Raw genomic sequence first — 19,752 nt, 5'->3', positions numbered from 1 at the left:
ATACAGTTTTATTTTTTTGCCAAATCGTTAATGACATCCATGATCTTCTGCCCGATTTCTTCGGCAGCTTCCATTGTAGATGCCTCGCTATACACACGGATAATCGGTTCCGTATTACTCTTACGCAAGTGTACCCATTTGTCGGCAAAATCAATCTTCACACCGTCGATATCATTAATCTCCTCGTTCTTATAGATTTCCTTCACCTTAGCCAAAATAGCATCCACATCTATTTCCGGAGTAAGATCTACACGATTCTTGGCAATAAAGTAAGGAGGATAAGTAGCACGCAACTCGCTCACCTTTTTACCTTCATGAGCCAAATGACTGAGGAAAAGGGCGATACCTACCAAAGCATCACGTCCGTAATGACTGGCCGGATAAATAACTCCACCGTTGCCTTCACCACCAATAACGGCATTGGTAGCTTTCATCTTAGTCACCACATTAACCTCGCCTACCGCCGAAGCATTGTATTCCATACCATATTTACGAGTCACATCACGCAAAGCGCGGGTAGAACTTAAATTAGAAACCGTATTGCCCGGAGTATGCTTCAATACATAATCGGCTACGGTTACCAATGTATATTCTTCGCCATACATCACACCGTTTTCACAAATCATAGCCAAGCGATCCACATCCGGATCTACAACAAAAGCCACATCTGCCTTACCGCCTTTCATAAGATTCATGATATCTCCCAAATTCTTTTCAAGCGGCTCCGGATTGTGTGCAAAGTTTCCGGTAGGCTCACAATAGAGCTTTTCTACATGCTTCACGCCCAAACGTTCCAACAACTCGGGAAGTATAATTCCACCAACCGAATTTACACAATCGATCGCCACACGGAAGTCTGCTTTCTTAATAGCGTCCACATCCACCAAGTCGAGTGCCAGCACACTGTCAATATGCTTTGTGTTATAAGTAAGGTCTTTGCGATAAGAACCGAGATGGTCTACATCGGCATAATCAAATTCTTCCGCTTCAGCAATGCGAAGAACTTCATTTCCTTCGGCTGCATTCAAGAACTCGCCATGCTCGTTGAGAAGTTTCAATGCATTCCACTGTTTAGGATTATGCGAAGCGGTCAGGATAATACCTCCGCAAGCTCCCTCCATCGTTACAGCCAACTCGGTAGTAGGAGTAGAAGCAAGATCAATATCTACTACATCCCAACCCATACCCATAAGAGTACCGACTACTACGTTCTTCACCATTTCACCGGAGATACGTGCATCACGGCCTACAACGATTTTATTACTGGTCGATTTACATGTCTTACGAATCAAAGTGGCATAAGCCGACGTGAATTTCACTATGTCAAGCGGGTTCAATCCCTCGCCTGCCCCTCCGCCAATCGTTCCGCGGATACCAGAGATAGATTTGATTAGAGTCATAAGGATTTAAATATCAAAAATTAAAGTTAGTTGTATCAGTGTTGTATTAATCGATAGAAAGTTCCCGTATATCATAGAAGTAAGGATATACTTTCTGCTGTGCAATCGAGTGTCCGCTCTTCGAAGGAACAATCAACTTTACGTGCGCACCATCTTTCACATATTGCAACGCCATAAGCCAGCCTGCAGGAACAGAAGTGCCATACATGCCATCTATGGTATAGTCATAATAATAGTAAGAAGAAATCCCCGGCTCCTGCACAAACTGCCCGTAAATAGTAGTCCCACTAACCGTATAGCGGAAGCCTGCCGGATAATCATTCAAAAATCCTAAATAGGGATTATCGACATTAGAAGCTAATGTAATAGAGTCCGTAAGAATATCTTTCTCTATAAAACGTGCAAGGATCAGATTGTTGTTCTCAAAAGGGAGAGCAGACTCCAGATTCGGATAAGGAACAGACGATGCACGCGGAGTTCCAAAACGTTTCACAATCTGCATGTAGACACCATTCGAAAAACCGACATATTGATTGTATCCCGGATAATCGGGTTCACATTTAGTGATGGTATCCACCAGAAATTCACTTTCGGAGATTACCTGAATATTATACTTATTAATAAAATCATTCACACCATCTCTCTCTTCCTCAAGCATCTCGGCATAAGTCTTCGTATTATCACATGATTGAAAAGCGGCTCCAACAGCCAGCAGAGAGATAAATAATAATATAAGTTTCTTCATTCGTCTGTATCTTAACTATATGTCCGTACAAATGTACCGCAATTTAGTTGAAAATTGAATGTTGAGAGTTGAAAGTTCAACACTTTTAACTTATTTAGTTCAAAAGAAAGGAGGGAATTAAGAGAAGAAGGAGGATTAAGGGAAGATGGAAGATGAGAGATGGGAGAAGTACTATGATTCATTCTATTGGAACTCATTGTTCCGATAGAATGAAACTTAGTGTTGCAACAGAATGAAACTCATCGTTCCAATAAGATAAAACTCATCGCCTAAAAGGCTCATTTACTTCTTCCATCTCCCATTAATCTCTTCATCTCTTTTTTAGTTTTCCGTCAGCAACGTTTTATATTTTTTCAATGCTTCTTCAAAAACCTGCTTAGCTTCGGCCATCGTACCGGTAAACTCACCGCCTGAGGCATTCAGATGTCCACCGCCATTGAAGAATTCCGCAGCTAACTTATTACAAGGGAATGTTCCGACAGAACGCAAGGAGCTCTTAATTATCCTTCTCTCTGTATCTTCCCGTAAGAAACAAGAAAAACGAACATTCTTTATTGAAAGAGGGATATTGACAAATCCTTCGCTATCACCTTTAATATAGTCGAACTTACCTTGTTCTTCTTTAGTCAAAGAAATCAATGCGGAATTGTACTCACGATAGACTTTCATATTCGACAATACGTATCCCATCAATCTCAACCGGCTCTCCGAATAAGTATTGTACACCTTTCGATAAATATCATCCTTATCAATTCCTTTAGACAACAATTCGCTTATAATAAAGTAAATCTCACGGTTATTGGAATTATACGTAAACCCTCCGGTATCGGTCATCATACCTGTATAGATACATTCGGCACCTTCACGAGAAATATCACTGAAATACCCCATACGACAAATCAAACGGAAAACAAGTTCGGAAGTGGAAGAAATTTCCGGATGAGAAATGACGATCCTACAAAAATCTTCCGGATAAAGGTGATGATCAATCAGGATTTTACGGGCGGGGGAAGTTGCTACCGAATCCGCCATTTCCTCAATACGTTTCAAAGAATTAAAGTCGAGACAACAAATAATATCAGCCTCGTTTATCAATTTATCAGCAAACTCCTTATAGCGGTCATAGAGCAGAATATCTTTACTGCCAGGCATCCATTTCAGGAAATCGGGAAAAGCGTTGGGTACAATAACATTGACGGCTTTATCCTGTGAATCCAAAAATTGGGCTAACCCTAAAGAGGAACCGATCGCATCACCATCGGGCGACACATGAGACACAATCACTATCTTATCAGCACGTTCAAACCATTTCGTAAAATGATCTATCTTAGCTTGTTCAATTACTTTAGTCAACATATACTATATATTATTTCACGGCAAAATTACGATATTTCTTCATACTTAAAGCATAAAGCTCACAGAACCTTCATCCGGCAGTGATATAAAAGGAAGATCCAACTGTCTGCACTCTTTCCCGTATGCCTGCCGGCGACGATCAGAAAGGGAAGCATCCAATATTACAGTACGAACCGTAAACAACTCCAACAGTTCTTTCAAACAGCCATCATACCCCTTACACAAATAAAGATAATCTATAGATAACGGCTGAGCCGCCCATTTGTTCCGCCAACGGTTATCACTAACCACACAAATACGCTGACCGGAATAAGAAAGAATATGATCACGATAAGCCAACATATCCCCTGTATAGTCCGTAATTATAGCTTGTGGTGGCTCCAGATGCAAGCGATTCCAATATCCGGAAACAGCTTTACGCAAGCGGGAAGTATCCGGAATGCTATCTGCATAAATCAGCCAGGAATGCCCATCGGCTGCCAAACAGTGAACCGCAGGGCAGTTACGAACATTATAAAACACAAAACCCGGTTTAGGACGATCATTAGCCTGCCGTACCATATGGCAGGTACAAACAGCCAACAAACAGAAAGTACCGATAATCAAACCCCTCGCTTTGCATGTATTCAAATAGTATCCTAATAAAAAGAGAAAAAGATAAATACCCAATACATCTGTACCGTAAAGCCATATGCCATCAAAGGATGCCCAGGGAAGTTGCTCTACCCAACGGACACAAGAGTTCAACAATCCGATCAGCCACTTTACTCCTATCGCAATAATCGATTGAAGAGGAAAATAAGGCGTAAACAACAACATGATGACAGTTGTATACATAATAAAGGAAACAAGAGGTATTACCAATAAATTGGTCAACAAAAAATGTGTAGAGAATCGGGAAAAATACAGAAGTACCAACGGAGCCGTACCAATCTGCGCAGCAATAGAGACACTCATTAAACCGCACAGATAATGACCGATGCGGGAATGTACTCCGGGAAACCACCTGTATATCCGCGGTTGTAATAGCAATATGGCCGTCACTGCACAAAACGAAAGTTGGAAACCAACGTCAAACAGCCAGACAGGCCGACAGAGAAGCATAAAGAAAGCCACCGCAAAAAGCGTATTCAAAGAAAAATTCTTTCGCCGGCTCAGCCCCGACAAAGCAAATAAAGAAAACATAAATACCGAACGAACCACCGAAGCAGACAGTCCTGTGAAAAAAGCAAATCCCCAAAGAAATGCAATGATCAATAAGGTACGCAACACCGCCATTGCCCGCCAACGCCCCGGCAACCACCGTAGACAAAACCAAAGCAAAGCAACGCATACAAAAAACCGATATGCAAACCGGACAACGCCAGTACATGACTGGAACCGGATACCGAAAAACTCTCGCGTATTTCCTCACTCAACCCCTCTTTATACCCCACGGTAAGGGCAGAAAGTACCGCAAAATCATCTCCTTGGAATCCCAGATGACGATAAATGGCCAATACCCGCTCTCTGCAATCAAATGCCTTTTGCCGAAACGAATGGACAGCATCTTGTGAAATTCTTCTCCACTTACCCGTATGAACATTTCCAATGGCACTAACCTGATGCCGAAAAAGAAAACGGGCATAGTCAAACTCATCCGGATTCCCATTATTGGCAGGAGTAGAAAACCCGGTATAGGCAATTAATTCGTCACCACAACCTAAACATTCACTAAGCGAATCCCTACTCAAATAAACAATAGCTTTGTGATTCAGCGTTGTTTTTCGATAAGATGAATCAATCCGTTCTGTCAATAATACCCGGCAGAAAACGTTTCGTTCTTTTATCTGTGGTTCTTCTACAAGAAACATTCGATAAGTCGTTTCTTCACTGCCAAAAGCAAATTCAACCGCCTGCATTTGACAATTCATCCTCATAAAACCTAAAACAAAGCAAAAGAAAAAAAGAACAACACCGAATATCCAACGTCTGGAATAGCATTTCTGAAAAGAAGAAAGCATCAATATCCCGAGAAAAGAAAAGAATAGCGGAAAAACACAAGAGGCAACCCAACCGGATTGCCCCTGGAAAATAAGTTCATCGCTGCAATAAATGCCCACAATCAAAGGGCCTAACAAGCGAAAAAAAGGATAGCGATGTAGCCAGGCAAAGAGCATTATTTATTATAGCTCTTTCAAACGACGGATCATTCCTTCGGGATCTTCAGCGGCAAATACTGCGTTTCCTGCCACTAAGATATCTGCTCCGGCAGCCACTAAACGTGCACCGGTTTCCACATTTACACCACCATCTACTTCGATCAAAGCCTTAGAGCCTGTACGTTCTATCAAAGCACGAAGTTCACGAACTTTCTCAACCGAGTGCTCTATAAACTTCTGCCCGCCAAAACCGGGATTAACGCTCATAATAAGCACCATGTACACATCACGGATGATATCCTGGAGCATTGCCACCGGAGTAGCAGGATTAATGGTCACAGCCGGTTGCATACCGGCCTCCCGAATCTGCTGTACCACCCTGTGCAAATGAGGACATGCCTCATAATGTACAGTCATCACATGAGCACCCAATGCCTTCACTTCCTGAATAAATTTCTCGGGCTGCACGATCATCAGATGCACATCAAGCGGTTTCTCACTCAACTTTGCCACATATTTCAATACAGGAAATCCAAAGGAAATGTTAGGAACAAATACCCCATCCATAATATCGATATGAACCCAATCGGCTTCACTACGGTTTAACATTTCAACATCCTTAGCCAAATGAGCAAAGTCTGCCGAGAGAATAGATGGTGATATCATTGGTTTCATTAGTCCGTCTTTTTTTAAGAATTTAGTACAATGATACAAAAGTAGGGGGAATAAACGGAAGTAACAAATTTATCCCAAAATAATCCCCTGCAACCCTTGCGGCAATTGCTGTTCTACATAATAGTTACTTGCAAAAGAACGCAGAAAAGCCAATGTTTGTTCACTGACCCGGAGTCTCTTACTTTCCGGCAAATGCTTTTCTTCGGGACACTGCTGATGAGAGGGAGTAGTTTTTTTATTCATAGGCCTTATATATCAAAAGGTTTGTTTCCTTTAGAACGTAGGAAACAAACCTTTTAGTATATAGGTACTTAATTAAATTTAGTCTACGGTAAGAACGACTCCATTCTTTTCTGCCATACGACGCAAATTAAGGATAGCATAGCGCATGCGACCCAAAGAAGTATTAATGCTTACACCTGTTTGCTCGGCAATCTCTTTAAAACTAAGATCTTGATAGAAACGCATATACACCACTTCGCGCTGTTCATCCGGCAAAAATTCCATCAAACGACGTACATCCGCCAATATCTGCCGGTTGACAATCGTATTTTCTATCGTACCTTCGGCCAAGCCTATATTGTTCAGAATGTTCACTTCCGGTTCATCGCAAGATACCAGATTCTCGGATTTTTCTTGGCGGAAAGAGTCAATAATCAAATTATGGGCAATACGGCGCAACCATGCTGAGAATTTGCCATTCTCATTATAACGTCCTTGGCGAATTGTGATAATTGCCTTCATAAATGTTTCTTGAAAAATGTCTTCTGTCATCTCGGAGTTGCGTACTATATAATAAATATAGGTATATAGCTTATCCTTATATCTGTTCAGAAGAACATTAAATGCCTGATTCTCTCCTTTAGCATAGAGAGCGACCAACGTTTCGTCAGCCTTGTTATTCCATGTGTCCATTACGTATGCGATTAGATATAATTAGCGTAACGTGTTTCTATAGGCATTCATATTTAAAGGATTAATAACTCGGGACAAAGAAAAGGAATCCCAATGAAAGAACCAAAAGAAAAGAGAAATATTTTTAATGGAGACAACAATATTAACTCATTGGCGAAGTTAATGATCAATGAAAGAATGAAAGTGGGCCAATGGACTGCGTTGTAAAATAACGTGAAATATGTCAATTGAATAATCGGCTAATATTGTCAACAGATGAATTTCTTCATTCTCTTCATTCCTTAATTCTTTCATTCTCCAATTATTACCTCATCAATGCCGTTTTATCTATTTTATACCCACGCAATAGTTCATCTGTTCTCAGTCGTTTTTTGCCGGGAAGCTGAAGAGTCAGGATACCTACAAAACCATCAGTCGCAGCTATTTTCAGATAGTTTTTACCGTCTGTAACAATCGTGCCGGGAACCAACTGATGAGTCTCCTGTATTTTTTCTGTCTCAAACACTTTTACGGCAACCGCTTCACCGGTAGCGTCGGTAAGTTCACACCATGCAGCCGGATAAGGAGAAAGTCCGCGAATAAAATCATAAATACGTTTCACCGGTTGATTCCAATCGATTCTACAGGTCTCTTTAAATATCTTCGGTGCAGAACGGAGTTCGCCAACAACAGCCATTTCGTCTTGTGGAATAGCTTTTACCTCATCATTCAATATTGCATCTACCGTTTCTACAACTAAACGGCCACCTAACACCATCAATTTATCGTGTACGACACCTACATTATCCGTATCGGCAATAGGAACACGAACTTGCTGAATAACTTCTCCCGTATCTATCTCATGTTTCAAAAAGAAAGTAGTAATACCTGTTTCCGTATCACCGTTAATCACCGCCCAATTAATCGGAGCTGCTCCACGATATTGAGGAAGCAAAGAAGCATGCAAGTTAAAAGTTCCCAAACGGGGCATATTCCATACCACCTCGGGCAACATACGAAAGGCAACTACAATCTGCAAATCGGCTTTCCAATCACGCAAAGCCTGTACAAAAGCCTCATCCTTTAGTTTTTCCGGCTGCAACAGGGGGAGATCATGATCCAATGCATACTGCTTGACTGGAGAATATTGAATTTTATGTCCACGCCCGGCAGGTTTATCGGGCATCGTAATAACACCGACTATATTGTATCCGCCTTCTACAAGGCAACGCAGGCCTTCCACCGCAAACTCGGGCGTACCCATATAAACGATTCTCAGATCTTCTTTCTTCATACTATAAATAATTAAATAATGTGCTAATATGCCAATGTGCCAATTAAGGAATGAAATAACAATTATCCAATAAAATGCCAATATACTAATTCAGAAATGCACCAATTTGTTTTATATCCTTTACATAGCGCAGCCTATTGGCATATTGCCACATTGGCACATTATTATATTGGCACATTATTTCTTAGTCTTCCGAGAAATGCACCAGTACCTGCCGATATGAATTGAATATTTTCGACTTTGATACAAATCCTAAATACTTACCTTCTTCGTTCACCACAGGTAAATTCCATGCTTTTGTATCATCAAAAGTCTGCATTACCTGCTCCATACCATCGGTATTAAACAATTTAGCCGGTGCGGATGTCATCAATTTACTAACCGTAAAACGATGATAAAGTTCTTGTCGGAACATTATATTCCGGATGTCATCCAACAGGACAATGCCAATCAGAACACCCTCTTTATCAGTTACCGGAAAAACATTACGGTGAGAAGAAGCTATCGCTTTCACCAATTCCCCTAAATCCATTTCCGGATGAACAGTTACAAAATCTGTTTCAACCACATTTTCCATCTTCATCAATGTGAGTACGGCACGGTCTTTATGATGAGTCAGCAACTGGCCTTTCTTTGCCAAACGCATGGAATAAATACTATGCGGCTCAAAAGCGATAATAGTCAAATAAGAACTGACGGAAACAATCATCAACGGCAAAAACAAGTCATAGCCGCCTGTCAACTCGGCAATAAGGAACACCCCTGTCAATGGGGCATGCATTACTCCACTCATCACACCCGCCATCCCCATGAGTGCGAAATTCTTTTCGGGCAAATAAGCAGAGAACTCAAAGTCATTGCTGAAATGAGAAAAGATAAACCCGGCAATACAACCCAAATAAAGCGAAGGCGCAAAAATACCACCACAACCGCCACCACCATTTGTAGCACTGGAAGCAAAAACTTTCAATAGGATAATCAAACACAAATAGACCAGCAAAAGGTTGCCATAACCATAAAACAAAGAATTGTTCAGTACCGTATCCCAATCGGCATTACTCGTTCCATTCAGCAACAGTTCAATTGTGTCGTAACCTTCACCATAAAGCGGAGGAAAAAGAAAGATGAGTACACTCAGCATCACACCGCCTAAAGCTAATTTCTTATACGGATTGTTGAGTTTTCCAAAAACCCCTTCCACCGAATTCATGGCACGGGTAAAATAAAGAGAAACGAGTCCGCAAAAGATTCCTAACAAAATAACGAAAGGAATACGTTCTAGCTCAAACGCCTGATCGAGATGGAATTTAAACATGGCTTCCGTGCCGGTAACAATATAGGAAACCGTTGCAGCAGTTACGGCAGAAATAAGCAGAGGCAACAAAGACGACATCGTAAGATCGATCATCAGTACTTCCAGCGTGAACACCAGTCCTGCAATCGGCGCTTTGAAAATGCCCGCAATGGCCCCGGCAGCACCACACCCCACAAGCAGCATCAACGTACGATGTTCCATCTTGAACACACTTCCTAAGTTAGAGCCGATGGCCGAACCTGTCAGTACAATAGGCGCTTCTGCTCCGACCGACCCGCCAAAACCGATAGTAATGGCACTGGCAATCGTAGACGACCACACATTATGGCGTTTAATACGTCCTTGCCGGCGAGAGATAGCATACAGAATCTTTGTCACCCCATGACTGATATCATCTTTCACAATGTTCCGCACGAACCATCCCGACAAGAAGATACCCACCACCGGGTAAACCAAATAAAGGTAGTTCGCTTCCGTAGCATTGAAATTATCAGTGAGGAAATTCTGTATCGAATGGATAAAGAACTTCAAAATCAGTGCAGCAAATGCTGTGAAAATACCTACAAGAAAACTGAGAATCAGAATAAACTGTTTCTCCTTAATGTTGTTTTCACGCCAACGGATAAAACGTTGGATCAGAGTAATCTTTTCTTTTTCCATCTTATTTTTAAATGCCTTTGCCGATCCAAACCTCCCGGACCGTTGCCAGCAGAATTTTGATATCGAGCCAAAAGCTATAGTGTTCTAAATAATAAAGGTCGTAACGGGCACGTTCAACCATTTTCTCTGTCGTGTTAGCATAACCGAATTTCACCATTCCCAAAGAAGTAATTCCCGGTTTCAAACGGAACACCTGTTTATAACGGGGTTCTTTCTTTAGAATCTGCTGTACGAAATAAGCACGTTCGGGGCGGGGGCCTACAATGGACATATCTCCTTTCAGCACATTCCAAAATTGTGGCAATTCATCCAGATGATGTTTACGCAACGTACGTCCGAAAGGTGTCACACGACAATCATCGGAGACAGCGAGCAAAGGAGTGCCGTCTTCGGCATCCGCCACCATCGTACGAAACTTCACCATCCGAAAAGGAATACCTCCCTTTCCCAACCGCTCCTGTTGGTAAAAAACACTACCCGTTCCCTGCATGCGGATACGAATAGCAATATAGAGCAGTAATGGCCAACACAGCAGCAACACCAACGCCGCCACTATATAATCCATCAACTGCTTCATCTATTCACGTATTATCTTTATTACCCCACCTTTTTCGAGTTTAATAATACTCGACGGCTTCGGACGGCTCATGTCATCCTGACGAAAACCGACAACATAATCTACTTGTGATTTAACCTCATCACTTATCTCGCTGAAATTAGCTGCACCCGGTTGCCCGCTTATATTTGCCGAGGTTGAAACAATGGCTTTGCGAAATTGCTGACAAAGGCGACGTGAAAAATCTTCACCGGTCACACGGATACCTACACTGCCATCTTCAGCAAGCAGATTGGGAGCCAAGTTACGTGCACCGGAATAGATGATAGTCAACGGCTTATCAGCAACCTCGATCAAATCCCATGCAACATCAGGAACATCCTGTACGTAGAAATCTACTTTTACGGGCGAATCGACCAATACCAGCATCGCCTTGCTGTCAGCACGCTGCTTAATCTCATATACCCTACGCACAGCATCCGGATTGGTAGCGTCGCACCCCAATCCCCAAACGGTATCTGTAGGATAAAGGATGACTCCCCCCTCCTGCATTACCTGGCAAGCTTTTTTAATATCTTCTATCATTTCTTGATTCATATCTGATGAGAATAACGCGCAAAAATACTACTTTTGCATGGTAATAACAAAGTTTAAGAGAAAACAATGGAAGAAATTAAATTTCGCCACACCCTGCCTATACAACTACGCTTCAATGATGTAGACAAATTCGGTCATGTCAACAACACGGTTTACTTTTCATTTTACGATCTTGGAAAAACAGAATATTTCGCTTCTGTCTGCCCAGGAGTAGATTGGGAAAAAGATGGTATTGTAGTAGTTCACATCGAAGCAAACTTCCTCACTCAGATTTTTGCATCGGACCGGATTGCCGTACAAACGGCCGTATCGGAAATCGGCACTAAAAGTTTCCACCTCATCCAACGGGTAATCGATGTGGAAACCGAAGAAGTAAAATGCATCTGTACCTCCGTCATGGTAGCGTTTGATCTGGATAAGCACGAATCCAAACCACTGCCGGAAGAGTGGATAAATGCCATCTGCGAATACGAAGGAAGAGATGTAAGAAAGAAAAAAGCATAGAATCTTCCGCTACCTCAAAACGTCCAACCGGACAAAGTTTCTACAAAGCGAAAATATCATCCCATGAAATATTTTCGCTACATTCTATCTGTGCTTCCTGTTTTTTTCGTACTTTTACAGCTTGTTGGAGAAAAGTGCTTCTCCGGCACCCTTGAGATAAGAAAAAGAAAAAACAATATATAAAATGAATCACAAATGGAATTATCAACCCATCACATCAGAACAGGTAGAGATAAGCCAGACATTGGCCCAAGAGTTAGGGATTAGCCCTATCTTAGGACGACTTTTGGTGCAGCGGGGGATTACGCGGGTACATGAAGCCCGGAAATTCTTCCGTCCGCAACTACCCGACCTGCACGATCCGTTCTTAATGAAGGATATGGATATCGCAGTGGAACGTCTGAACAGGGCGATGGGAAAGAAAGAGCGCATTCTGATTTATGGAGATTATGACGTAGACGGTACCACAGCCGTGGCACTGGTTTATAAGTTTATCCAACAGTTTTATTCAAACTTAGACTATTACATCCCCGACCGTTACAACGAAGGTTACGGGATTTCGCGCCAAGGAGTGGATTATGCCGCCGACACCGGTGTCGGCTTGATAATCGTACTCGACTGCGGCATCAAAGCCGTTGATGAAATTGCATATGCCCGCGAAAGAGGTATTGATTTCATTATCTGCGATCATCACGTACCCGATGATGTATTGCCACCCGCCGTAGCCATTCTCAATGCAAAACGGTTGGATAATACCTATCCGTACGAACACTTATCGGGATGCGGGGTAGGTTTCAAATTTATGCAGGCATTTGCTATCAGCAACGGTATCGAATTTCATCATCTCATCCCATTGCTTGATCTCGTAGCGGTCAGTATCGCTTCGGACATCGTGCCGATTATGGGAGAAAACCGTATTTTGGCACATCACGGTCTGAAACAGCTCAACAGCAACCCCAGTGTAGGAATGAAAGCCATCATCGATGTATGTGGTTTGGCAGAGAAGGACATTACTGTCAGTGATATCGTATTCAAAATCGGACCGCGTATCAATGCATCCGGCCGTATCCAAAACGGGAAAGAAGCAGTAGACTTGTTGACGGAAAAGGATTTCTCAATGGCTTTGGAAAAAGCCAACCAGATAAACCAATACAATGAAACCCGCAAAGACCTGGATAAAAGCATGACGGAAGAAGCCAACCAGATCGTAGCTAACCTCGAAGGTCTGGCCGACCGCCGCTCCATCGTTCTTTACAACGAAGAATGGCACAAGGGAGTCATCGGCATTGTAGCTTCGCGGCTGACGGAAATATACTATCGCCCCGCCGTAGTATTAACCAGAACCGATGATATGGCCACCGGTTCTGCCCGTTCCGTTTCCGGTTTTGATGTATACAAGGCAATAGAACACTGCCGGGATTTATTGGAAAACTTCGGAGGACACACCTATGCTGCCGGACTATCCATGAAGGTAGAAAACGTACAGGCATTTACCCAGCGCTTTGAAGAGTTCGTTTCAAAACACATCCTTCCGGAACAGACCAGCGCTGTCATAGATATCGATGCAGAGATAGACTTTCGGGACATCACTTCGAAATTCTTTAATGATCTGAAGAAGTTCAACCCATTCGGTCCCGATAATCAAAAACCCATATTCTGCACACATCACGTCTACGACTATGGTACAAGTAAAGTGGTAGGTCGCGATCAGGAACACATCAAGCTCGAACTGGTAGACAACAAATCGAACAATGTAATGAACGGTATTGCTTTCGGACAGAGTTCACACGTACGTTATATCAAAACCAAACGTTCGTTTGACATCTGCTACACCATCGAAGAGAATACTCATAAACGAGGTGAAGTGCAATTGCAGATTGAAGATATAAAACCCATTGAATAACCTTATTCAGTTAAAAGCCCTTTTTCAGTTGAAAGTTGAAAGTTGAGAGTTGAAAGTTGAAAATTACTATTCAGCGTGATTACGCAGCAAACTTTCAACTAAAAAAAGGCTCTTAACTAAGACGATCGCGCAGCCAACTCTCAACTTTCAACTTTCAACTAAATAAATGTTTTACCACGAAATACTCAAACAGTACTGGGGATATGACTCTTTCCGTGGCATACAGGAGGAGATCATAAAAAGTATCGGTGAAGGACGGGATACATTGGGCCTCATGCCTACGGGTGGCGGGAAATCCATTACTTTTCAAGTTCCGGCCCTTGCCAAAGACGGTCTGTGTATTGTTATAACTCCACTTATCGCCCTGATGAAAGATCAGGTGCAGAACCTCCGGCAACGAGGAATTAAAGCCGTAGCCATTTATTCGGGCATGACCCGGCAGGAGATACTCATTGCACTCGAGAATTGTATTTTCGGTAACTATAAATTCCTCTATATCTCTCCTGAGCGGTTGGATACGGATATCTTCAAGCAGAAACTCCGTGCCATGAAAGTCAACATGATTACTGTCGATGAAAGCCATTGTATCTCTCAATGGGGATATGACTTCCGCCCCGCTTATCTCAAGATTGCCGATATACGCGAATTATTGCCGGGTGTTCCCTTGCTGGCCTTGACAGCCACAGCCACTCCCGATGTAGTGCAAGATATTCAAAGCCGATTGAAATTCAGAGAAAAGAATGTATTCCGCATGAGTTTCGAACGGAAAAACCTTGCCTACATCGTACGAAAGACAGATAACAAAACCGCCGAATTATTGCATATTCTCCGCAGAATGCCGGGTAGCGCCATTATTTATGTCCGTAGTCGCCGGCGTACGAAAGAGACGACCGAACTGTTAACCCATGAAGGCATTACTGCGGACTTCTACCATGCCGGTCTGGATAATGCCGTTAAAGATATCCGTCAGAAACGTTGGCAGGATGGCGAATGCCGGGTCATGGTGGCAACAAATGCCTTCGGGATGGGGATCGATAAACCCGATGTGCGTCTGGTGATTCACCTCGACCTTCCAGATTCTCCCGAAGCTTACTTTCAAGAAGCCGGACGCGCCGGACGTGATGGTGAAAAAGCGTATGCCGTAATCCTGTATTCAAAATCGGACAAAGTAACTCTGCACAAACGCATCCCGGACACCTTTCCCGACAAAGATTACATAAAAAAGGTATACGAACATCTCCAATACTACTATCAGATGGCAATGGGAGATGGATTGGGCTGTACAAAAGAGTTTAATCTGGAGGAGTTTTGCCGGAAATTCAAACATTTCCCCGTACCGGCAGACAGTGCACTGAAAATACTTACCCAAGCCGGATACATAGAATACACCGATGAACAGGACAATGCTTCACGCATTATCTTTACCATCCGCCGTGACGAATTATATAAATTGCGCGAAATGGGAAATGAAACGGAAGCATTGGTGCAAACCATTCTCCGTTCTTATACCGGCCTCTTCACCGATTATGCCTATATCAGCGAAACAGCCCTTAGCTTGCGTACAGGATTGACACGCCAACAAATCTATAACGTTTTAATGTCATTGTCCAAACGCCGCATCATTGATTACATTCCACGCAAAAAGACACCTTATATTATATATACGCGTGAGCGTGTCGAACTCAACCATCTGCACATCTCCCCCGCCGTATACGAAGAACGCAAAGAGCGTTATGAAGCACGTATCCGTGCAATGGTAGATTACGTCACCTCCGAAACCGCTTGCCGCAGCCGCATGCTTCTTCGATATTTCGGTGAAAAGAATGAGAACAATTGCGGACAATGCGATGTATGTCTCAGTGGACATGCAGCCCATGAATTACCCACCGATACTTTCGAAAAGCTGAAAAAAGAACTATTAACCATACTCCAAGAACAAGTTCTCACCCCTGCCGAAGTTGCTGAAAAAACAGAAGCAGACCGGGACCTACTGTCACATGCCATTCAATATCTGCTCGAAGAAGGGGAGATAAAAATAAAAGACGGTATACTGAGCATCGGCTGACGACACACACGAGAATATCCCCTCACACGAAACTCCACGCTATTCGATGCGGTAAATCAAACAAGAATTACTACATTTGCAATCAATAATCTTATAAACACATATACATATGCCGAACTTCTTCAAATCATTCTTTTCGGGTAAATCCGAAGACCCGGAAAACGAGAAACAGAAAACTGCCAAAAAGAACTTTGAGATATTCAAATACGATGGATTGCGCGCTCAACGTATGGGCAGACCGGATTATGCCATAAAATGTTTTACCGAAGCCCTCGCCATAGAAGAGGATTTTGAAACACTAAGTTATCTTAGCCAACTCTACGTGCAACTAACCGAACTGGACAAAGCCCGCGAAATACTGAACCGCATGGTGGAACTGGAGCCTACACTGACCAGCACCTATCTTGCTCTGGCCAATGTATGCTACATGCAGGAAGACTATAAAAGCATGGAGACTGCCGCCCAAAAAGCTATCGAAATAGAAGAAGGTAACGCCATGGCACACTACCTGCTCGGTAAGGCTACACAAGGAATGAATGATGACCTCATGGCTATCGGGCACCTGACTAAAGCAATCGTTTTGAAAGATGATTTCATAGAAGCGCGCCTGTTACGCGCCGAAGCCTTGGTAAAAATGAACCAACTCAAAGAAGCCGCCGAAGACATCGAAGCGGTTCTTGCCCAAAACCCGGACGACGAGGCTGCCATCCTGCTACATGGAAAACTACAGGAAGCCGAAGGAAAGCCCGAAGAAGCAGAGACCGATTATCTGAAAGTCACGGAGGTAAATCCATTCAACGAACAGGCTTACCTCTATCTCGGACAACTCTTTATCACACAGAAGAAACTGACAGAGGCTATCAGTCTTTTCGACGAAGCAATCGAATTAAATCCCAACTTCGGAAAAGCCTATCACGAACGTGGTCGTGCCAAACTGCTGAACGGTGACAAGGACGGTTCCATCGAAGATATGAAAAAAGCTCTCGAAATCAATCCTAAGGAGGGAGAAAACGTAAACGGCCAATTCAATAATCTGGCTCCCAAACAAGAAACTATGCCCGGCATATTCTGATGCCTCGTACCTCCATTCGGAAAGCTACGACAAGTGGCGAGAACATTAAATAAAAAAGAGAGGAAGCTTTGACAAATAGCCATATCACTGCGGCAGCAAGGCAAAAAACAAACATATTCTTAGGAAAATGCAAAAAAAACTCTCTTTTTGCTTGTGTTTAAAAGAAAAGTATTACATTTGTCCCCGAATTAAAACAGAAACAACTGTCAAGTATGAACGCATTTAGCTTTACATATTACTTCTTTTTTTACTTTTACTTTAGCCAGAAAGTAGAGCGGGAGTTTGTATGTGTCAAGTGACAGTGATGCTTAAGAACTGAATAGAGAACTAAAGTAATATACTTAATCCCGCTCCATTGTTTTACTTTTACTTTAGCCAGAAAGTAGAGCGGGAGTTTGTATGTATCAAGTGACAGTGATGCTTAAGGACTGAATGAAGAAAGTAATCATATAAATCCCGCTCCATAATGGATGCGGGATTTTTTTATATCATACACTGAAAGAAATGAAGAAGATAGCAATTCAAGGAACGCTCGGCTCTTATCATGATATCGCCGCACACAAGTATTTCGAAGGGGAAGAAATAGAATTAATCTGTTGCGCCACTTTCGAGGATGTGTTTCAAGCGATTCACAAAGACAGCCTGGTCATCGGTATGCTGGCCATCGAGAATACCATCGCGGGGAGCCTGCTGCATAACAACGAACTGCTGCGTCAAAGCGGTACGCAGATTATGGGAGAATATAAACTACGCATATCACACAGTTTTGTCTGCCTGCCCGAAGAGGACTGGGACGATATCACAGAAGTCAACTCCCACCCCATCGCATTAATGCAATGCCGCGAATTCCTGCAACAGCATCCCGACATCAAAGTGGTGGAAGGCGAAGACACCGCCCTAAGTGCCGAAATGATAAAAACCGGAGACCTGAAAGGACACGCCGCTATCTGTTCTAAAGTAGCCGCCGAACGCTATGGCATGAAAATTCTACAAGAAGGCATCGAGACCAATAAACACAACTTCACCCGTTTCCTCGTGGTAGCCGATCCCTGGCAAGTGGACGAACTTCGCCGTTGTCAGTCATCAGATATAAACAAAGCGAGTATGGTATTCACCTTACCCCACACGGAAGGCAGCCTGTCTCAAGTGCTCTCCATCCTGTCTTTCTACAACATCAATCTGACCAAGATACAGTCACTTCCCATCATCGGCCGGGAATGGGAATATCAATTTTATGTAGACGTGTCATTCAACGACTATTTGAGATATAAACAGGCAATTACCGCAATTACTCCATTAACGAAAGAACTTAAAATATTAGGCGAATATGCAGAAGGAAAATCAAACATATAATGTAGCTCCTGCCGACCGGCTGGCTGGCGTAAGCGAATACTATTTCTCGAAAAAACTGAAAGAAGTAGCGCAAATGAATGCGGAAGGTAAAGACGTTATCAGTTTGGGTATCGGCAGTCCCGACATGCCACCGTCCGAAGAAACCGTGCAGACATTGTGCAACGAAGCACAAAATCCAGACGGACACGGCTATCAACCTTATGTCGGCATCCCGGAATTACGTAAAAGTTTTGCCGCCTGGTATCAGAAATGGTACAATGTGGAACTGAATCCGGCAACAGAGATACAGCCGTTGATAGGTTCGAAAGAAGGAATCCTGCATGTAACACTGGCTTTCGTCAATCCGGGAGAGCAGGTACTGGTTCCCAATCCGGGATATCCTACCTATACTTCATTGAGCAAAATATTAGGGGCAGAGATCGTGAACTACAATCTGAAAGAAGACGCAGGATGGATGCCCGATTTCGATGAACTGGAAAAAACGGATATGAGCCGGGTGAAACTGATGTGGACCAACTATCCGAATATGCCCACGGGAGCAAACGCTACCATAGAAATGTATGAACGCCTGGTGGACTTTGCCCGTCGCAAAAACATTATCATCGTGAACGATAACCCTTACAGCTTCATTTTGAACAACCATCCGTTGAGCATTCTCAGCGTACCGGGAGCGAAAGAGTGCTGCATTGAATTCAACTCCATGAGTAAAAGCCACAATATGCCGGGATGGCGCATCGGTATGCTGGCATCCAATGCACAATTCGTACAATGGATACTGAAAGTGAAAAGCAACATCGACAGTGGTATGTTCCGTGCCATGCAACTGGCAGCCGCCAAAGCTTTGGAAGCGGATGCCGAATGGTACGAAAGTAACAATCGTAACTACCGCAACCGCCGTCATCTGGCCGGAGAGATCATGAAAACGTTAGGATGTAGTTATGATGAAAACCAAGTAGGCATGTTCCTGTGGGGAAAAATCCCCGATACATACACCCATGTCGAAGAACTGACCGAGAGGATTCTACATGAAGCACGCGTCTTTATCACTCCGGGATTCATTTTCGGAAGCAATGGTGCAAGATACATCCGTATCTCCCTTTGTTGCAAAGACGCCAAACTTGCAGAAGCATTGGAAAGAATAAGAAAAGCAGTTTAATGCCGACGCATCCGTTCAGAGAATGAGAATAACAAAAACAAATAACAAATAAACAAAAGCTCCAGT

16 protein-coding genes and 1 pseudogene are annotated in these 19,752 nt (G+C 43.0%); 6 read left to right on the top strand and 11 right to left on the bottom strand.

The features are described from left to right. Positions 1–8: 8 nt before the first annotated feature. From glmM to QVP90_RS12730, 11 genes and pseudogenes are all read right to left on the bottom strand, one after another. On the bottom strand, positions 9–1,400 hold the full coding sequence (gene glmM, locus QVP90_RS12780; protein WP_007482123.1) for a phosphoglucosamine mutase: 1,392 nt from the start codon (positions 1,398–1,400) through the stop codon (positions 9–11). Between the two features lie 46 nt (positions 1,401–1,446). Beyond that, a complete protein-coding gene (locus QVP90_RS12775) occupies positions 1,447–2,145 on the bottom strand; it encodes a DUF4827 domain-containing protein (RefSeq protein WP_021936645.1) in 699 nt (232 codons plus the stop codon). A gap of 321 nt (positions 2,146–2,466) precedes the next feature. Further along, positions 2,467–3,501 carry a DHH family phosphoesterase gene (locus QVP90_RS12770; RefSeq protein WP_021936644.1) on the bottom strand — a complete coding sequence of 345 codons (1,035 nt, stop codon included), beginning with the start codon at positions 3,499–3,501 and terminating at the stop codon, positions 2,467–2,469. 45 nt (positions 3,502–3,546) lie between these two features. Next, positions 3,547–5,660: pseudogene (locus tag QVP90_RS12765) on the bottom strand (ComEC/Rec2 family competence protein). Between the two features lie 6 nt (positions 5,661–5,666). After that, positions 5,667–6,317 (bottom strand): ribulose-phosphate 3-epimerase, encoded by a 651-nt coding sequence (rpe, locus tag QVP90_RS12760; RefSeq protein WP_005933615.1) that lies wholly within the window; start codon positions 6,315–6,317, stop codon positions 5,667–5,669. Between the two features lie 69 nt (positions 6,318–6,386). After that, positions 6,387–6,560, bottom strand: coding sequence for a hypothetical protein (locus tag QVP90_RS12755; protein WP_005933617.1), 174 nt, complete (start codon positions 6,558–6,560; stop codon positions 6,387–6,389). A gap of 78 nt (positions 6,561–6,638) precedes the next feature. Then, positions 6,639–7,232: an RNA polymerase sigma factor gene (locus tag QVP90_RS12750; protein ID WP_005933619.1), complete on the bottom strand. Its 594-nt coding sequence runs from the start codon at positions 7,230–7,232 to the stop codon at positions 6,639–6,641. A gap of 304 nt (positions 7,233–7,536) precedes the next feature. Continuing rightward, entirely contained in the window at positions 7,537–8,505 is a 969-nt protein-coding gene (gene fmt, locus QVP90_RS12745; RefSeq protein WP_005933623.1) for a methionyl-tRNA formyltransferase, read from the bottom strand. 184 nt (positions 8,506–8,689) lie between these two features. Then, positions 8,690–10,480, bottom strand: a complete 1,791-nt coding sequence (locus QVP90_RS12740) for a chloride channel protein (protein ID WP_005933626.1) — start codon at positions 10,478–10,480, stop codon at positions 8,690–8,692. Positions 10,481–10,487: 7 nt separating this feature from the next. Then, entirely contained in the window at positions 10,488–11,057 is a 570-nt protein-coding gene (locus QVP90_RS12735; protein WP_005933629.1) for a sugar transferase, read from the bottom strand. Then, the gene (locus tag QVP90_RS12730) at positions 11,058–11,621 is read right to left on the bottom strand and encodes an L-threonylcarbamoyladenylate synthase (protein WP_025818995.1); all 564 of its coding nucleotides are present in this window, start codon (positions 11,619–11,621) and stop codon (positions 11,058–11,060) included. It lies immediately after the preceding gene. Between the two features lie 78 nt (positions 11,622–11,699). Here QVP90_RS12730 and QVP90_RS12725 point away from each other — a divergent pair, with 78 nt between their 5' ends. From QVP90_RS12725 to QVP90_RS12700, 6 genes are all read left to right on the top strand, one after another. After that, complete coding sequence (locus QVP90_RS12725; RefSeq protein ID WP_005933635.1) at positions 11,700–12,137, top strand: acyl-CoA thioesterase; 438 nt, start codon at positions 11,700–11,702, stop codon at positions 12,135–12,137. 184 nt (positions 12,138–12,321) lie between these two features. Beyond that, positions 12,322–14,040, top strand: coding sequence for a single-stranded-DNA-specific exonuclease RecJ (gene recJ, locus QVP90_RS12720; RefSeq protein WP_005933637.1), 1,719 nt, complete (start codon positions 12,322–12,324; stop codon positions 14,038–14,040). A gap of 166 nt (positions 14,041–14,206) precedes the next feature. Further along, complete coding sequence (locus QVP90_RS12715) at positions 14,207–16,105, top strand: RecQ family ATP-dependent DNA helicase (RefSeq protein WP_007482120.1); 1,899 nt, start codon at positions 14,207–14,209, stop codon at positions 16,103–16,105. 109 nt (positions 16,106–16,214) lie between these two features. Next, positions 16,215–17,177, top strand: a complete 963-nt coding sequence (locus QVP90_RS12710) for a tetratricopeptide repeat protein (RefSeq protein WP_007482119.1) — start codon at positions 16,215–16,217, stop codon at positions 17,175–17,177. A 504-nt stretch (positions 17,178–17,681) separates the two neighbouring features. After that, a complete protein-coding gene (locus tag QVP90_RS12705; RefSeq protein ID WP_005933644.1) occupies positions 17,682–18,530 on the top strand; it encodes a prephenate dehydratase in 849 nt (282 codons plus the stop codon). Beyond that, entirely contained in the window at positions 18,505–19,686 is a 1,182-nt protein-coding gene (locus QVP90_RS12700) for a pyridoxal phosphate-dependent aminotransferase (protein WP_005933647.1), read from the top strand. Before QVP90_RS12705 ends, QVP90_RS12700 begins: the two co-directional genes overlap by 26 nt. Positions 19,687–19,752: the final 66 nt, after the last annotated feature.

The sequence above is a fragment of the Bacteroides sp. CAG:189 genome, from assembly GCF_000432295.1.
Taxonomy (GTDB): Bacteria; Bacteroidota; Bacteroidia; order Bacteroidales; family Bacteroidaceae; genus Bacteroides; species Bacteroides salyersiae.
The sequence above is the reverse complement of the archived record's forward strand: the minus strand, read 5'-3'. Positions and strand labels throughout refer to the sequence as shown.

What these genes read in the sequence shown, in the direction of transcription:
- glmM (WP_007482123.1), bottom strand. Translation starts at nt 1,400, where the DNA reads ATGACTCTAATCAAATCTATCTCTGGTATCCGCGGAACGATTGGCGGA.
- QVP90_RS12775 (WP_021936645.1), bottom strand. Translation starts at nt 2,145, where the DNA reads ATGAAGAAACTTATATTATTATTTATCTCTCTGCTGGCTGTTGGAGCC.
- QVP90_RS12770 (WP_021936644.1), bottom strand. Translation starts at nt 3,501, where the DNA reads ATGTTGACTAAAGTAATTGAACAAGCTAAGATAGATCATTTTACGAAA.
- rpe (WP_005933615.1), bottom strand. Translation starts at nt 6,317, where the DNA reads ATGAAACCAATGATATCACCATCTATTCTCTCGGCAGACTTTGCTCAT.
- QVP90_RS12755 (WP_005933617.1), bottom strand. Translation starts at nt 6,560, where the DNA reads ATGAATAAAAAAACTACTCCCTCTCATCAGCAGTGTCCCGAAGAAAAG.
- QVP90_RS12750 (WP_005933619.1), bottom strand. Translation starts at nt 7,232, where the DNA reads ATGGACACATGGAATAACAAGGCTGACGAAACGTTGGTCGCTCTCTAT.
- fmt (WP_005933623.1), bottom strand. Translation starts at nt 8,505, where the DNA reads ATGAAGAAAGAAGATCTGAGAATCGTTTATATGGGTACGCCCGAGTTT.
- QVP90_RS12740 (WP_005933626.1), bottom strand. Translation starts at nt 10,480, where the DNA reads ATGGAAAAAGAAAAGATTACTCTGATCCAACGTTTTATCCGTTGGCGT.
- QVP90_RS12735 (WP_005933629.1), bottom strand. Translation starts at nt 11,057, where the DNA reads ATGAAGCAGTTGATGGATTATATAGTGGCGGCGTTGGTGTTGCTGCTG.
- QVP90_RS12730 (WP_025818995.1), bottom strand. Translation starts at nt 11,621, where the DNA reads ATGATAGAAGATATTAAAAAAGCTTGCCAGGTAATGCAGGAGGGGGGA.
- QVP90_RS12725 (WP_005933635.1), top strand. Translation starts at nt 11,700, where the DNA reads ATGGAAGAAATTAAATTTCGCCACACCCTGCCTATACAACTACGCTTC.
- recJ (WP_005933637.1), top strand. Translation starts at nt 12,322, where the DNA reads ATGAATCACAAATGGAATTATCAACCCATCACATCAGAACAGGTAGAG.
- QVP90_RS12715 (WP_007482120.1), top strand. Translation starts at nt 14,207, where the DNA reads ATGTTTTACCACGAAATACTCAAACAGTACTGGGGATATGACTCTTTC.
- QVP90_RS12710 (WP_007482119.1), top strand. Translation starts at nt 16,215, where the DNA reads ATGCCGAACTTCTTCAAATCATTCTTTTCGGGTAAATCCGAAGACCCG.
- QVP90_RS12705 (WP_005933644.1), top strand. Translation starts at nt 17,682, where the DNA reads ATGAAGAAGATAGCAATTCAAGGAACGCTCGGCTCTTATCATGATATC.
- QVP90_RS12700 (WP_005933647.1), top strand. Translation starts at nt 18,505, where the DNA reads ATGCAGAAGGAAAATCAAACATATAATGTAGCTCCTGCCGACCGGCTG.